General features: G+C 59.4%; 10 protein-coding genes. 4 read left to right on the top strand and 6 right to left on the bottom strand.

All coding sequences use genetic code 11. From position 1 onward, the window contains the following. Positions 1 to 101: 101 nt before the first annotated feature. From FEU76_RS02985 to FEU76_RS02975, 3 genes are all read left to right on the top strand, one after another. Positions 102 to 749 carry an arylesterase gene (locus FEU76_RS02985; protein WP_446718790.1) on the top strand — a complete coding sequence of 216 codons (648 nt, stop codon included), beginning with the start codon at positions 102 to 104 and terminating at the stop codon, positions 747 to 749. Between the two features lie 92 nt (positions 750 to 841). Then, complete coding sequence (locus FEU76_RS02980) at positions 842 to 1,546, top strand: transglutaminase-like cysteine peptidase (RefSeq protein WP_186299078.1); 705 nt, start codon at positions 842 to 844, stop codon at positions 1,544 to 1,546. A 13-nt stretch (positions 1,547 to 1,559) separates the two neighbouring features. Continuing rightward, complete coding sequence (locus FEU76_RS02975) at positions 1,560 to 3,467, top strand: EAL domain-containing protein (protein WP_144980174.1); 1,908 nt, start codon at positions 1,560 to 1,562, stop codon at positions 3,465 to 3,467. Positions 3,468 to 3,509: 42 nt separating this feature from the next. Here the strand turns inward: FEU76_RS02975 and FEU76_RS02970 are convergent, their stop codons facing one another. From FEU76_RS02970 to FEU76_RS18535, 3 genes are all read right to left on the bottom strand, one after another. Continuing rightward, positions 3,510 to 3,833, bottom strand: coding sequence for a tryptophan synthase subunit beta like protein (locus FEU76_RS02970; RefSeq protein ID WP_144980171.1), 324 nt, complete (start codon positions 3,831 to 3,833; stop codon positions 3,510 to 3,512). A gap of 102 nt (positions 3,834 to 3,935) precedes the next feature. Further along, complete coding sequence (locus tag FEU76_RS18775) at positions 3,936 to 6,812, bottom strand: Ig-like domain-containing protein (protein ID WP_186299077.1); 2,877 nt, start codon at positions 6,810 to 6,812, stop codon at positions 3,936 to 3,938. Positions 6,813 to 6,844: 32 nt separating this feature from the next. Further along, positions 6,845 to 9,736, bottom strand: a complete 2,892-nt coding sequence (locus FEU76_RS18535) for a hypothetical protein (protein ID WP_186299076.1) — start codon at positions 9,734 to 9,736, stop codon at positions 6,845 to 6,847. A gap of 52 nt (positions 9,737 to 9,788) precedes the next feature. On the opposite strand from FEU76_RS18535, the gene FEU76_RS02955 reads away from it, so the two are divergent. Then, on the top strand, positions 9,789 to 10,172 hold the full coding sequence (locus tag FEU76_RS02955; protein ID WP_144980169.1) for a hypothetical protein: 384 nt from the start codon (positions 9,789 to 9,791) through the stop codon (positions 10,170 to 10,172). A 182-nt stretch (positions 10,173 to 10,354) separates the two neighbouring features. Here the strand turns inward: FEU76_RS02955 and FEU76_RS02950 are convergent, their stop codons facing one another. From FEU76_RS02950 to FEU76_RS02940, 3 genes are read right to left on the bottom strand one after another with little or no spacing between them, the layout of a single operon-like run. Beyond that, positions 10,355 to 12,151 (bottom strand): ABC transporter ATP-binding protein, encoded by a 1,797-nt coding sequence (locus tag FEU76_RS02950; protein WP_260851339.1) that lies wholly within the window; start codon positions 12,149 to 12,151, stop codon positions 10,355 to 10,357. Positions 12,152 to 12,159: 8 nt separating this feature from the next. Beyond that, positions 12,160 to 13,158 carry a hypothetical protein gene (locus tag FEU76_RS02945; protein ID WP_186299075.1) on the bottom strand — a complete coding sequence of 333 codons (999 nt, stop codon included), beginning with the start codon at positions 13,156 to 13,158 and terminating at the stop codon, positions 12,160 to 12,162. A 7-nt stretch (positions 13,159 to 13,165) separates the two neighbouring features. Then, complete coding sequence (locus tag FEU76_RS02940) at positions 13,166 to 16,321, bottom strand: UDP-N-acetylmuramoyl-tripeptide--D-alanyl-D-alanine ligase (RefSeq protein WP_144980163.1); 3,156 nt, start codon at positions 16,319 to 16,321, stop codon at positions 13,166 to 13,168. Positions 16,322 to 16,339 lie beyond the last annotated feature (18 nt).

Below are 16,339 nucleotides of genomic sequence, written 5' to 3'. Positions count from 1 at the left end.
CTTTAATAACGGTTCGACAACGAATGGTACCTGTACGACAGGCGATGCACACGACACTCGCAAACACAGCTTTCTCACCAACAGCACTTTCAAGAGCCTTCATGCTGACGGCCGTCACCCTGGTGACCTGTTTGAGCGTGCTCCCCTTGTACGCCGATGACGACGACACGTCCTCGGATACTCGCGCATTGCCCACGTTGCTGGTGATGGGCGATAGCTTGAGCGCTGCCTATGGTATCGAGGAAGAGCAAGGCTGGGTGGCGCTGCTCGCCGAGCGCCTGGAGGGCGAGGCCCAAGTGGTCAATGCCAGCATCAGCGGTGAAACCACCTCTGGCGGTGCGCAACGATTCGCCGACATTCTCCGACAGCGTCAGCCGGATATCGTTCTGCTGGAGCTGGGTGGCAACGATGGCCTGCGTGGCCTGCCTCCGGCCCAGATGCGAGCCAATCTGGCCAGCATGATCGAACAGAGCCAGCAGGCCGACGCCGAGGTGCTGCTGCTGGGCATCGATATTCCTCCCAACTACGGGCAGGCATATCGCGATGCCTTTACCGGCGTGTTCCACTCACTGGCGGATGAGTACTCGCTTTCACTGGTGCCTTTCCTGCTGGAAGATGTGGCGCTCAATACCCAGCTGATGCAAAGCGATGGCATCCACCCCACGGCAGACGCTCAGCCTATCATTCTCGACAACGTTTGGCCCGAACTGGAGCCCATGTTGGAAGCCACCTATCAGGCAGCCCAGTAACAAAACGTTGATGCTTTGTGACCAGCAGGGATAGCGCTTTTGCATGCCAGCGAGTAATCTTAAGCTCTATTTGCTCAACGCTCATGGCGTCCATGTCCCTGCACTCCTCCCCTCCTCCTCATGGCCTGACACGTCGGCGGTTCTTGACCGTCACAGGTGCCTTGTTGCTGGGTATTGGGCTGGGGTTTCAGCCCTCTCCTGCGGCCGCCTTCAACCCTCAGCAATTGCGTCAATCCATGCAGCGGCTTTACGGCCAAAGCGGAATGAACGTGCTGGAAGAGTGGTTCAGCCTGCTCGACCGCCTGCAGGGCCAGGATATTCAAACGCAACTGCGCGACGTGAATGACTTCTTCAATCGGCGCATTCGCTGGGTGGATGATATCCAGGCGTGGGGCCAGGAAGATTTTTGGGCCACACCCTTGGAGGCCATGGGCAAGGGTCAGGGTGACTGTGAAGATTATTCGATTGCCAAATACATCACGTTAAAACAGCTCGGGGTGCCAGGTGATCGTCTGCGCATGATTTATGTCCGTGCACGTATCGGGCGTAGTCAGATTACCCAGGCACACATGGTACTGGGCTACTATTCGACGCCTAATGCCGAACCGCTGGTGCTGGATAACTTGATGCCTTCCATCACGCCCGCCTCCCAGCGTAACGACCTGGACCCCGTCTTCAGTTTCAATAGCAGTGGTTTATGGGCAGGCGGAGGCTCCGAGTCTCGTGCCGACCCACTGGCGCGGCTATCTCGCTGGCGCAGCGTCATCGAGCGCATGCAATCACAAGGATTCATTTAAGAGGAACAGGCACATGTCGCTGATCAAGCAGCTTTGGCTGGCCATTATCGTGCTGTTGCTGCTGTCGTTCGTCGGCAGCCTGGCCATCAGCATCACCAGCAGCCGCGACTACATCGAGCAGGAAGTTCGCATCAAGAACGAGGACAACGCCACGGCGCTGGCGCTTTCCATGAGCCAGCTGGACAAGGAACTGGTGATCCTCGAATTGCTGATTGCAGCGCAGTTCGATACCGGTTACTACCGTTCTATCGTGCTGCGTGATGCCGAAGGCGACGTGCTGGTGGAGCGCCGTGCCGGTGAGTACAGCGGTGATGTGCCCGGCTGGTTTCGTCGCCTGGTGCAGTTCGATGTGCCCGTGGGCACCGCTACCGTTCAGGATGGCTGGCGGCAGTTTGGCACGCTGGAGTTGGAGAGCCAGCACAGTTTTGCCTATGCCTCGCTATGGCGCAGCATGCTGGAGCTGGCGGGCTGGTTCCTGCTGGCGGGGGCGATCAGCCTGACCCTGGCCACGGTGATGGTACGAGGCATCAAGCACCCGCTGGTGCGGGTAGTGGCCCAGGCCAAGGACATCAGCGCGCGCCGCTTCACCACCATCAAGGAACCCCGCACGCTGGAGCTGCGTGAAGTGGCCCAGGCCATGAACGTGCTGTCGGCCAACGTGCGCCAGATGCTCAGCCACGAAGGGCAAAAGCTGGACGAGCTGCGCCGCCACCTGCAGCACGACCGCGTGACCGGTGCCCTGAACCGCGATGTGATCATGGGCAAGCTGGGCGCCCTGCTGGAGAGTGAAGACGCCCGTGCCACGGGGCTGCTGGTCATGGTGCGTGTGCGCGCCCTGGAGCAGTTAAACGAGCAGCTTGGCCACCAGGCCACCGATGCTCTGCTCAAGCAGCTTACCCAGCAGCTGGCCGCGCTGGATAGCACTTCGGAAGAACCCTTGGTGGGCCGCCTCAACGGCAGCGACTTCCTGCTGATACTACCCATGGAGGAGGAGCCTCACGCACTACTGCCTCGCCTGGAAGAAGCGCTGGCACAGGTAACGTCGCCCCACAATAGCGCCACACCGGGCCTGGCCACCGCCGTGGTAGCCTACCATCCGCATGATGAACGTGGCCCGCTGCTGGCGACGCTGGACGACGCCCTGGCAGAGGCGGAAAGTGCCAGCAGTACCACCCACACAGTGGTGCGGCAGCGTGAACAGGGCTCTCTGTTCGGCAATCATACCCAGTGGCGCACGGCACTGACCGACGCCATTGCCCAGGGGCCAAAGCTTGCCTACTTCCCGGTCATGGATGCCGAGCAGCAGGTGTTGCATTACGAGTGCCCTGCCCGCCTACAGCTGGCTAACCAGTGGCAAAGTGCGGGGATCTTCATTCCCTGGGTCACGCGTTTTTCGATGGAGCCCGCGCTGGATATCGCGGTAGTGCGCAAGGCACTGGACAAGCTCAAGGCTCACGGCGAGCAGTCGTTCGGCATCAACCTGTCGATTGCCTCGATTACTAACGCCGAGTTCGTCAATGAGCTGAGACAGCTATTGGAGAAGCAGCCTGCCCAGGCACGCAAGCTCTGCTTCGAGGTACCCGCTACGCTAACGCCACACGCCATTGGCAGCTTGCGCGGGCTATGCAGCGCTCTGCGCCCGCTAGGCTGCCAGTTCGGCATCGAGCACGTGGGTGCTGAATTCACCAAACTAGCCGACCTGCACGACGTAGGGTTGAGCTACCTGAAACTGGACAGCAGCCTGGTGCGGGGTATCGATACCTCCCACGAGCAGCAAACCATCGTGCGCGGCATGGCCACCCTGTGCCACTCACTAGGCATTGAGGTGATTGCCGAGGGCGTGGCTGCCCCGGAGGAGCTGGAAAGCCTGTTCCGCACCGGTGTAGATGGCGTGACAGGGCCAGCTGTCAGAGTCGATTAATCCTCACAATGGATGTCAGGGCGTGTTTGAAACACGCCCTGACTAGATTAGCGTATCTTCATCCCCCAATAGGTTCACATCATTCTTGGCGCGAAGCGACTTACGCTCCATCACCTTGCTCTGGGCCGCAGCGGGCAAATCGGTAAAGCTCAGCACCCCCTTCTCCAGCAACACCTCCAGCATGTCTTCCACCACCCTCACGAAAGCCAGGTCAGACGCTATCATTTGCGCCGACTGCCCCGTTTGCTGGGCCAAAAAGGTAAACACCTCTGGCGAATTGGCCGCGATGGTCTCGCTACACTCGGGCGTAGGCTCCTTGCTAAGCGTCACGATCTCTCCCTTGGCGTTACGTTTGATATAGAGCATAGCGGCTTCCCCTGTAAGTAAACGCGCCTATTGGTTGCTAAACGTAATCGTACTGTAGATACAACAAGGCCGCCCGTAGGCGGCCTTTGGGTTGGGTGGTGGTTAATCGATGTCTAGCTTGCCGTTTTGAATCATTTTCTGAATCACATCAGACTCCGTAGCCCCTGGCCCTGCAAGGCTTTCGAAGCTCTGCCCTTGCAAGTTAATCACCTGGTCCGCTTTATCTATATCACCTGACAAGGTGCCATTGGCGCTAATGTAGAGCTTAGTGCCTCCAGCTTCCTCTTTGGCAAGAATATAGCTATTAATGTTTCCTTCATTCTCACTTTGTAGTAAGTCACGTAGATCCAGGGTGTTGTTGCCCTGCCCAAAGTCAGTCACTGTATCTTGAGCAGGCGCACTGGTTGTTCCCTGATCGCCAAACTCCCAGCGGAAGACGTCGTCTCCAAGACCGCCAGTAAGTGTATCATTACCTTTACCACCGATCAGGACATCATTTCCAGCCCCACCATTGAGAAGGTCATTACCTTTACCGCCGATAAGAACGTCGTTACCGTCACCCCCTTGCAACGTGTCATTGCCCGAACCGCCATACAGAATGTCGTCACCACCAGTACCCGTTAGCGTATTACTACCCTTATTACCAATCTGGTAATGCTTAATATCTGTTGTCACATTCCCTTGGGCATCCGTGGCAGTCGCGGTCAGCGTTCCAGTTGCACCATCAAGGCGCTTGAGCGCCGTGGTCCATTGACCATGGGCATCAGCTTGTACAGTATCTATTAACTTGCCAGTACTGTCTGACAAACGAACCTCTGCCAAAGGTGCTGCGCTTCCCGATACCTCAATTTCACGAATACCGGCAGTACTATCGGCAAACTGATCATTAGTGCGATATTCAACATTTTCTCTGATACCTTTGCTATCGACAATTAACGTCTGAGCTGTACCACCTATCGCACCAGAAAACACAACAATATCCGTTACAACATTATCCACGCCTTTCTTGTCTGAGCGTGTAACCGTTGCCTCCATGGAGCGTTGAGTCCATACCTGATTGGAATTCAAAAACCCTCTACCAGTCAAAGTCTCCCAAGTCAACTTATATGTATCACCCACTTCAAAGTAAGCAGTCTCGTTACTTCCACTGAGGGACTCAACTTTTAAATTACGTGTGGCACCCACATCAGGCCCACCCAGAAGCCCGAAAGTCCATGTCGGTATCAGAGAACTTCCTGACACAACTTGAACCGGATTAGCTGTGTTAACTGCTGTCGTAGAGACACCAAAGTGGTTGTCGCCAATGTGGCCCCATTCCGGGTTCATTTTAGCCAGCACATCAACGCCTGCTTCTGACCCAAGTGCAATACCATCAATACTCACTTCTGGCGGTGCAGGCGGTGCTTCAATTGCTACTGTCAAGTCAGCAGGAACACTTTGAACGCCACGGTCACTAACCGAAACAGCCTCAATGCCGAATGTTTCCACACCAACATCAGGACGAACGGTTAAGCCATTCAACTGACCGGGCTCTACACGATAAACCCCCTCTTCCTCTTGCAACGGATTACCGTTAAAGAGTAGCTGACCTCCATCTACCGAGACGAGGTAGTAATCGATATCACCTGCAGAAATGGTACCGTTCAGCTCTACGTTGTAGATCACTGTTTGTTGTTGTGACACCACGCTAATGTTGGAGACATCTACGACTTCGTTAGGCTCTGTAGAGCGAACTTCGAACTGGACAGAAACACGGCCATGCTCATCCAGCGTAACGATCAAAGACTCGTCCTCTGCATCGAATACGGTGCTATTCCTATTAAGAGGGTCATACCACGTTGTGTCATATGCCTCCTGGCCGTTTATAAATACTTTAAACGTATCCCGTGTACCACCGCGACCACTCTTACCATCTTCCCAGCCACCCTTTGCTTGCTGTGTCCAGAACAAAGTAACTTGTTGCCCTGCTTGGCCCACTCCAAAGTCAAACTCAAGTACAGGCGACTTATCTGCAGGCGGACGAGGATCATTAATATTGCCGTTACCTGAGCCCCCCACACCCAAATCCGCCACATCATCTTTGATCACTGTAGCAAAATCGATCGTTGTATTAACGCTGAGGGATACTGTGGGCATTGGGCCAACCGCGTCCAGCACGGCCGTGGTGTCAGCGGCGATCTCGTTGCCGTTGTTGTCCGTGGCCACTGCGTCGATGGTCAGCGGGCCGTCGGTCAGGTCGCTGACGTCGACGCCGTCCACGCTGTAGGTGCCGTCCGCTTGTACCGTGGCTTCGGCAGTGACGGTCACGCCGTTCTGGTCGGTGATGGTGATCGCCACCACGCTGCCTTCGGCCACGTCGGCGCTGGTGCCGCTGATGTCCAGCGTCGCGGCGTCATTGTCGACGGTGGCCGTCACGCTCAGGGCAGACGCGACCGCGTCCAGCTCGGCCGTGGTGTCAGCGGCGATCTCGTTGCCGTTGTTGTCCGTGGCCACTGCGTCGATGGTCAGCGGGCCGTCGGTCAGGTCGCTGACGTCGACGCCGTCCACGCTGTAGGTGCCGTCCGCTTGTACCGTGGCTTCGGCAGTGACGGTCACGCCGTTCTGGTCGGTGATGGTGATCGCCACCACGCTGCCTTCGGCCACGTCGGCGCTGGTGCCGCTGATGTCCAGCGTCGCGGCGTCATTGTCGACGGTGGCCGTCACGCTCAGGGCAGACGCGACCGCGTCCAGCTCGGCCGTGGTGTCAGCGGCGATCTCGTTGCCGTTGTTGTCCGTGGCCACTGCGTCGATGGTCAGCGGGCCGTCGGTCAGGTCGCTGACGTCGACGCCGTCCACGCTGTAGGTGCCGTCCGCTTGTACCGTGGCTTCGGCAGTGACGGTCACGCCGTTCTGGTCGGTGATGGTGATCGCCACCACGCTGCCTTCGGCCACGTCGGCGCTGGTGCCGCTGATGTCCAGCGTCGCGTCGCCGTTATCCACGGTGACGCTGACAGTAATATTAGAGTCAATATCTACGTCGGCGTCGGCATCCGCATCTGCATCCGCATCTGAATCCGCATCCGCGTCGGCATCTGAATCCGCGTCAGCGTCAGCGTCAGCGTCAGCGTCCGCATCGGCGTCCGCATCAGCATCCGCATCTGAATCTGCGTCGGCATCTGAATCCGCATCAGCATCAGCATCCGCATCTGAGTCAGCATCTGCATCCGCGTCTGCGTCTGCGTCTGCATCTGCGTCGGCATCAGCATCTGCGTCCGCGTCCGCGTCAGCATCGGCGTCGGCATCTGCATCTGCATCTGCATCTGCATCTGCATCGGCGTCAGCATCGGCGTCCGCATCGGCGTCTGCGTCGGCGTCGGCATCCGCATCCGCATCGGCATCGGCATCCGCATCAGCGTCTGCATCCGCATCTGCGTCTGAGTCGGCATCCGCATCGGCATCGGCATCGGCATCGGCATCAGCATCCGCATCCGTATCCGCATCGGCATCCGCATCTGCGTCGGCGTCGGCGTCGGCGTCGGCGTCGGCGTCGGCATCTGCATCAGCATCCGCGTCGGCGTCGGCGTCGGCGTCAGCATCGGCATCTGAATCGGCATCAGCGTCTGCATCCGCATCGGCATCTGCGTCTGCGTCGGCATCTGCATCCGCGTCGGCATCCGTGTCCGCGTCTGCGTCCGCATCGGCGTCTGCATCCGCGTCGGCATCGGCATCGGCGTCTGAGTCGGCGTCCGCATCCGCATCCGCATCGGCGTCGGCATCGGCATCGGCATCGGCGTCGGCGTCTGCATCTGCATCTGCATCAGCGTCTGCATCGGCATCCGCGTCAGCATCCGCGTCGGCGTCAGCATCTGCATCCGCGTCCGCGTCGGCATCCGCGTCAGCATCGGCATCCGCGTCAGCATCGGCATCGGCATCGGCATCTGCGTCGGCATCCGCATCGGCGTCAGCGTCCGCATCGGCATCCGCATCGGCGTCTGCGTCGGCATCCGCATCGGCATCTGCATCTGCGTCTGCATCGGCATCGGCATCCGCATCCGCATCGGCGTCAGCATCCGCATCGGCATCTGCATCGGCGTCCGCATCGGCATCCGCATCGGCATCCGCATCCGCATCTGCGTCAGCATCCGCATCGGCGTCGGCATCTGCGTCCGCATCCGCGTCGGCGTCCGCATCGGCATCAGCGTCTGCATCGGCATCCGCGTCGGCGTCAGCATCTGCATCCGCGTCCGCGTCGGCGTCGGCATCCGCATCCGCATCCGCATCGGCATCGGCATCCGCATCGGCATCAGCGTCTGCATCCGCATCGGCGTCTGCGTCGGCATCTGCATCTGCATCGGCATCGGCATCGGCATCCGCGTCCGCGTCCGCGTCGGCATCAGCGTCTGCATCCGCGTCAGCATCGGCATCGGCATCGGCATCGGCATCCGCGTCAGCATCGGCGTCAGCATCGGCGTCCGCATCGGCATCCGCATCGGCGTCTGCGTCGGCATCCGCGTCGGCATCGGCGTCCGCATCTGCATCGGCGTCTGCATCAGCATCAGCGTCCGCATCCGCGTCGGCGTCAGCATCGGCGTCGGCATCCGCGTCTGCGTCGGCATCCGCATCTGCGTCAGCATCGGCATCCGCGTCAGCATCGGCATCCGCGTCAGCATCGGCATCCGCGTCGGCATCGGCATCTGCGTCAGCATCGGCATCCGCGTCTGCATCCGCGTCTGCATCGGCATCCGCATCGGCGTCCGCATCTGCATCCGCGTCGGCATCCGCATCGGCGTCTGCATCAGCGTCTGCATCAGCGTCTGCATCCGCGTCAGCATCGGCATCCGCATCGGCGTCAGCATCTGCGTCCGCATCAGCGTCAGCGTCAGCGTCAGCGTCGGCATCGGCATCGGCGTCCGCATCAGCATCGGCGTCTGCGTCGGCATCGGCATCCGCATCGGCATCCGCATCTGCGTCGGCATCGGCATCTGCGTCAGCATCCGCGTCGGCGTCAGCATCTGCATCCGCGTCCGCGTCCGCGTCCGCGTCGGCATCAGCGTCTGCATCCGCGTCAGCATCGGCATCGGCATCTGCGTCGGCATCCGCATCGGCGTCAGCGTCAGCGTCCGCATCGGCATCCGCATCGGCGTCTGCGTCGGCATCCGCATCGGCATCTGCATCTGCATCTGCGTCTGCATCGGCATCCGCATCAGCGTCGGCGTCAGCATCCGCATCGGCATCGGCATCCGCGTCCGCATCTGCGTCAGCATCCGCATCCGCATCGGCGTCGGCGTCGGCATCCGCATCTGCGTCCGCATCTGCATCGGCGTCAGCGTCTGCGTCTGCGTCTGCGTCTGCATCTGCATCTGCATCTGCATCCGCGTCAGCATCGGCATCCGCATCAGCGTCGGCATCCGCGTCAGCATCGGCATCGGCATCGGCATCGGCATCGGCGTCTGCATCAGCGTCGGCATCTGCATCGGCGTCCGCATCTGCATCTGCATCTGCATCAGCATCAGCATCAGCATCAGCGTCTGCATCCGCATCAGCGTCCGCATCTGCATCGGCGTCGGCATCGGCGTCCGCATCGGCGTCTGCATCACCATCTGCATCGGCATCCGCATCGGCGTCGGCGTCGGCGTCGGCGTCAGCGTCCGCATCAGCGTCTGCATCGGCGTCCGCGTCGGCATCGGCATCGGCATCGGCATCGGCATCAGCGTCGGCATCCGCATCAGCATCAGCATCAGCATCAGCATCAGCGTCGGCATCCGCATCCGCATCAGCGTCTGCATCGGCGTCGGCGTCGGCATCCGCATCAGCGTCTGCATCGGCATCAGCATCGGCGTCCGCATCGGCGTCCGCATCGGCGTCCGCATCCGCATCGGCATCGGCATCTGTGTCATCAGCAGCAGCGGTAGCGGCGGCGCCACCATCAAATTCTACGAATTCGGCGCCTTCCAGTCCGCCTTCGGTGCTGAAGCTTTGTGGGTCGGTTTCTTCGGCAATACGGGCAACGCGCACGAAGCTGCTGCCGCCACCGCCGCCGCCACCTGCGCCAGCACCGGCCGCTGTGGCATCCAGGATATCGAGGAGGTCACCGTCTTCATCTTCGAGGGCGGCAAGCAGGGCTTCCAAATCATCGTCCAGAGCGCTGGCGTCCGTGGCGACAATGGCATCGACATCCAGTTCAGGGGTGACGGCCACTTCCTGGCCACCCTCGACCACATTGGCGCCGGTACCATCGGCAAAATCCAGCTCTACACGACCATCGGCGGAGGTGACGAGGGTTTCACCTTCCTGGATGACGTCGCCAATACGCAGTTCACGCAGGTTGCCGTCTTCGTCACGCGCCCATGCTTGACCTGAAATCGAGATAACCGTTGCCGTTGCCATGTCTTGTTCTCCACCCACTGCTCGATTAAGGGGTTGCCGATGCTAGTCGCCACGAACGTAGCGATGCCTATTAGCGGCATTTTAAACAAGATAGTGGTAGCGAACGGGGCTGCCTATTGTACCGGTGGCCAATAAGAAAAAAGGATGAATTGGGCTTATTTGGCGGCGTACGAAACGTCGTGTCCCGTCGCTGTGAGAAGAGCCTCTTGCGCTTTCAGAATACCTGGCAACATGTTGAGCGCACCCGCATCGTTACTGGCTCGGCAACGATGGCAAAACTCATGGGCACGGGCAGCAAGAGCAACATGATGTGCCGCCACGTCAGGGGTCTGTAACTCCGCCCACCCGGGGCAGGCGCACAGCATTGGCCATTGGGCTGCCAGCAGCGTTTGCACCTCTGACGCCAGCTTGGCCGAGAGAGGCCAGTCGCTTCCCAGCGTGTCATGAGCCCACCCATGCCAATCCAACAGCAGCAACTGCTTATTATCTACCAAGGCCAGGCGCGCGCTGGCGGGATTATGGATGGTCAGGCATTGAGGCACCTTCTCGACCAAGGCAATGATATGTGGCCAGCACTCTTTGAAACGCGCTACCTGAAAGGCTTCCCTGTCTTCATGGGTAAGGTAATCAAACCAGGCGGTGTCGATGCTCCTCATGCGCTCAGGCAGCGAAGCGAAGGTGGCTCGATATTGCATCACGAGCCCCTGAGAGACCGGTAGTTGCAGCAGCGACTGGCGAAGTGGGGCCATCCAGGGTTTGCGCTCTTCGGAATTTAGCCACTGCGGGCGCTGGCCCCCGACGTTCAGCACCACGTAACGGCACCAGAGCAAGCCACCATGCTCGAGCAGCCTGGGCACTTCGGGCTGTACTGCGCAGGCTGTCATATGATGCTCTTCGAGCAATGCCACTTCATGATGCGCCTCGTTCTCCCGAGCGGGCACGTAGCATTTCAACAGCCAGTAAGCGGGTGGCGCGCTGCCGTGTTGAGCACGTAGCAGCACGTGGGAAACGGTACGCCCGTGAAGCAGGCGGCATTCGACGATCTCGAAGACGCCATGATGACGTTCGGCAAGCCAGCCGGGCAACCATTGAGCTAACCTTGCTGCTTCGAAGCGTTGGAGGAAATCGGTGGCCTCCTCTATGAATACTTGCCGTGGACGGGGCAGCAGCAGCATGTTGATGTGCTTAAAATGCTTGATGATCCCTAGCACGTTGACGATGCCATTGACGCTGGCAGCCATCATTTGACGCAGGGCAATCAGCAGGATGAACAGCGTGAACAGGGGGCGCACCGAGCCATAAATATAATCGATGACCAGGATGCCGAACCCCAGCGCAAAGCTGACATTGATCACCGTCAACACGTTGCTTTGCAGCTTTTCCTGAATCTGGGGCACTTTTTCGAAACGATAATGCCGCACCACGATGCCCACCAGGGTCGCCACACAGGCCGCCGCCAGCAATCCCAGCACAAGGTGTAATGACCCAATGACCAGGCAAAACAGCAGCGCAATGCAGGCCGAGGATAGCGCTCCCAGCACGATGGTCAGCACGCGCCTACCCAAGGCGCGATGATTGGCCACCAGGCGCGTCTTGTTGAGCGTTTTCAGTAAGGTGTCGAAGAAGCGTGAGATGCAGCGCTTGATCAGCCACTGAAGCAGAGCGAAGGCACAAAAGCAGAGGACAGCCAATGCTAACAGCATGACGATCTTGTCATTATCGCCAAACCGCGCCGGTAGCCCATTGGTCAAGCGGCTTTGACCGGTCATCAATACCTGCAACAGTTGCCAGGGCAATAACAAGCTGGCCAGCAGCAGCGCTTGTGCCGCTATCTGCATGACGATAATGACGAGCACTCGCCAGCGAAACGGATAAATCACTTCCTGCAAGAGTGCGCCCATCAAGGCACGCAGATGCTGACGATGAGCCACCTGCTCTGCATTCGCGAACATGAGGTACATTACTCCAACCTGGCATCGATCAGTTGCATGAACGCTCGCAGCTCATCCGGCTGGTCTGGCTGCAATGTATAGGTCGATATCGCGTGTCGTAAGGCGGCCAGGATAACGTCGTTGTAGTGTGTACTGCGCTGTTCGGCTTCGGCCCACCCATAGAGGGGCCACTGCTGCTGTTGAGCCAAAGCGATACTGGCCTGGTGGAGCGCGTCGAACAGGGGCGCCACGAAACGGCTGCCGTACAGGCGTTCAAGCTCAACGACGTGGCTACCATCTTGGTAGCGCAGCGATATCAGTGACCTGGGCAAGGAAATACTGCCTTGAGGGTCGAGCAAATAGAATAGCCGCTGCCAAAAACTCACCGCACCATAGCTGGACTGCATGACCCTTTCCAATGCAAGGCTATCCGTGGGTAAAGGTGGGCCGGGCTGCACGTCGCCACTCAACAGCGACTCCGACCAGCGCGCCAAGCCTTCGTGTAACCACCCCTGTTTGAACATCATATGGGCGTTTTGGTAGAGATGAAAAAGCTCGTGGGCAGGCGTCAGATTGCCAGAGGCGTCCACGCGACCTCCCAGCGCCATGCGAATATGGCACCCTGGCATGCCAGGGTTACGCACCACTTCGTCATAGGCTTGCCCGCCGCGCACCTGATCGTCTCGCAGAATCACCACCATCGCCTCGGCCTGTCGATAACGTGGCATCTGTAGCGGTGGCGTCAGGCCCAGCACCTCCTGAAATAGCGCGTGGGCAGCCGCTAGTTGAGTGGCGATATCATCCTGCCTGAGAGCATCCCTGGAGACCGGCGGCTCGGGCGCCTGTACGGCAAAATGGGTCACCGCACCCGACACACCTGGCATCTGCACCGCTTCCACTATCGACAAGGCAGGTTCGCGTGTCAGCGTATGACAAACACCCGCTTCCTGAGAAGGCTGTGCCAGGGCGGGAACCGCACTCACCAGCAAGGCGGCGAACGTCAACCAGCGGCGCTGGGTCGTCCGCACGGCCTGCCTACCCATGGTTCGACGGTGCAAACAGCGAGGAAAGCCCCACGCCATGGGACGCTTTGACAAGCACATGATCACCTGGCTGCAGGTGCTTCACGAGGTCCGCCTTGAGCGCCTTGACCTCCGAGTAGTGATAAACGCCCTCTTCTTCACCGCCCAACGTCGCCAACAGCGTTTGGCTCAGCGGGCCACATAGCAGCACACGCCGTGTGGCCAAGGCGGCAATCAACGGCGACAACTCACGGTGCAGCACTTCTGCCTCCTCGCCCAGCTCCAGCATGTCGCCCATGATCAACAGCTTACTTTCCCCCTTGACCGGCAAGGCAGCAAAGGCTTCCAGCGCCATACGCATGGAAAGCGGGTTGGCGTTGTAGGCTTCATCATGCAGAGTGATGTGCATCCCCTGGTAGTGCAGAGGAGTGACGGCACCTCGGCCCGGGACTGCCTGAAAAGTGCGCAACCGCTCGATGACCTTCGACAAAGGCAGTAGGTCATGCTGGACGACGGCCAATATGGCGAGGGCATTCAACATCATATGGCGCCCTGCCGCGGCCAGCTCGACGGTATATGCATTGCCATCGATACAGACTTGTCCGACCTGCCCCTGATATTCCAGCAGTCGAACATCCGCTTCCTCATGCTCTCCAAAACTGATCACCGTCAAGCGGTAATGTCGTGCTTGCCCTGCGAGGTACGCGAAATGGGCACTGTCGCGATAGAGAATCGCCACTCCACCGGGCGCCATGCTCCTGAAGATGCGCGCTTTCTTTCGAGCAATTTCATCGAGAGAGTGGTGATAGACAAGATGCGACGCGGCAATATTGGTGATGATGGCAAGGTCAGGCCGCGCCAGCGCTGAATTGACCGCCATGGAGCCAATGGCCATCTCGACGGACCAATAGTTTGCCGTTTGCGGCATGGACGCCAGATTCCAGGCCACCCCGATGGGCAAGTTGGCACTCCCTCGACTCTGCCCCACGGGGCCGTCATCCAAAGCGTGTGCCAACATCGCGACCACGGTGGTCTTGCCCGCGCTTCCCGTGACCCCGACCACTCGCCCACGAAACTGGCGGCGCTGATGTTGCCCAATGGCGAGCACCGCGGCCCTGACATCCTCTACCTGCAGAATGGGCACCCCAAGTGCTTGGTAAACCTCGGCTTGTTCACATAGGACGGCCGAGGCTCCCTGCTCCACCAGCGCTTTTATGGCGGCTTCCGTCAAAAAGCCTGTGTCGGCCCTGCCTCTCGCCACCACGAGATGTCCTGGCTCGAAAAACGATTGTTTGCAACATAGCCCTGTGGCCTGCCAGCCCATTGGCGGCATCACATGCCAGCGCCCCTTGGTCATCGATGCCAGTGATTCGGCCTCCAGCTTGCCCTCGCCCACCCTGAAACTCGCCTGCCGACCATGGCCAAGCAATTGCTGATAGGCCACCAAGCCAGAGAGATAGTGCTCGACATCGTCGATGCGCACGCGGAAGCCATGATGACGGATGAAAAAGGCATCTTGAACGGTATGCGGTGCCTTGAAGAACATGGCCACTTCCGGCCAGAAGAATCCATTCTGCAAGTAGTTCGCGCGGCTATGCAGTGCGTGATAGAACGCATCGATGTCCAGGCCATCGAGTACATCGCCAAGCTCCGGCATCTGCTCCAGCGTGAGCAGTGTCTTGTGGAACGCCATGGAGAGTTCCAGCAATGTCGGGAAAGTGGTGATCCGGTCGCGAATGAAGTCGATGTACCCTGCTACGTTGCGTACCGCAAATTCAAAATAGCGGCGCTCGGGGCGGTACATCACCAGCTCGTTGGTACAGTAGGCCAGCCAGTGATCGTGGGCCTGCTCATGGCCGTTGTCGATGAAATAGTCAAAGGCTTTGACGACACACGCCAGCCACTGGGGGTTGCGGGTTTGGCCGTATAGCCGCATCAGCGCAAAGGCTGCCTCGCCATCGTAATAGATGATCCGAGACTTTTCCTTGAGTGATAAATCTGGCGCATTCAGCACGTGCACGAAGCTGCCATCGGCTTCCTGCATGCGGACGATCCCCAGTGCCAGCGCATCGGCCAGCCCGACATAGCGATCATCGTCCATCACCTGCCGATACTTGACCAACGCCAGGATAGCCACTGCATTGGCGCCCAGCTTGATGATGTTGCCCGTATCGACCACATAGGCCGCGCCATCACGCTGGAGGATATCGTGAGCACACAAACTTTCCAGCGCGCGCCCTATCTGGTCACGCAGCTGGTCTAGCGCTTCGTCATCGAGCAGCCGTTGAGCTACGCAGCTTTCATAGCCCTCCAGCAGCGCGTAGGTGCTGCTGGCATGGCGCAGTATGTTATAGGTATCAATCTCACGATTGAAACAGGGAAAGTAGCCGTACACGTAGCGGCCATTCGCCTTGACCTGCCTACCCAGAAAGCGCGTCGAGCGGGCAATCAGTTCGGCGGTGGAAGCTGGCGTCAACGGCGGGGTTTCACGCCGCCCCCAGCAGCGGGGCTGCGTGCTCAGGGTATGGTGGCTCGGCTGTCCACCGCTGAATTCCAGGAACACCCCAGCCGTCGCAAAGCTCCACACCCTCATCTCATCGGCAAAGCTTGGCATCTGACTGGAGCCGTGGCGGGCTTTGAAGTAACGCTCCAGATGGGCCTGATTGATTTGCGCATGGCCCACCTGGTGCCCACCATAAAGGCAGGCATTGGCGTTCAGCTCCATTTCACTGAGCAGCAGCCTGGGTTCGCGCTTGCCTTCAAACGCCAAACCGCTGCGAAAGTAGCTGCGTTTGTAGCGTTTAAGCTCTTGCTTGAGAGCAGCCCAGTGCCATGCCCGCACGGCAAAAGGCCACTCGATACGGCATCCTGTCAACGAATGCTCGAACTTGCCCTGCAGCCTGACCACGGCTTGTGTCAACGCAGGCACCACGGCTGCCCAGTTGCCCGCTACGAGTTCGTCGGTAGCCACCGTCAAGGTAGCTACTTGCGCGCGAGAGTACCCATCACTCGCAGAGATCAGCAGGAGCGATGCAAACGATGCCTCGCGGGCATGTCGGCTTTTCCAGAGCGGTATGGCTGTGTGACCCATCGCCTCTAGCGCCTTGGAAAAGTCCATGTTCTGAGGGGCGCAGGTCATCGCGGCTGGCTGCACTGAATCCTTCGGCATGTCAGGGCTCTTCAAGGG

The sequence above is a fragment of the Halomonas sp. C22 genome (assembly GCF_007655045.1).
Lineage (GTDB): Bacteria > Pseudomonadota > Gammaproteobacteria > Pseudomonadales > Halomonadaceae > Vreelandella > Vreelandella hamiltonii.
Note: the sequence above shows the minus strand (reverse complement) of the source record. Positions and strands in the feature narration are given on the sequence as shown.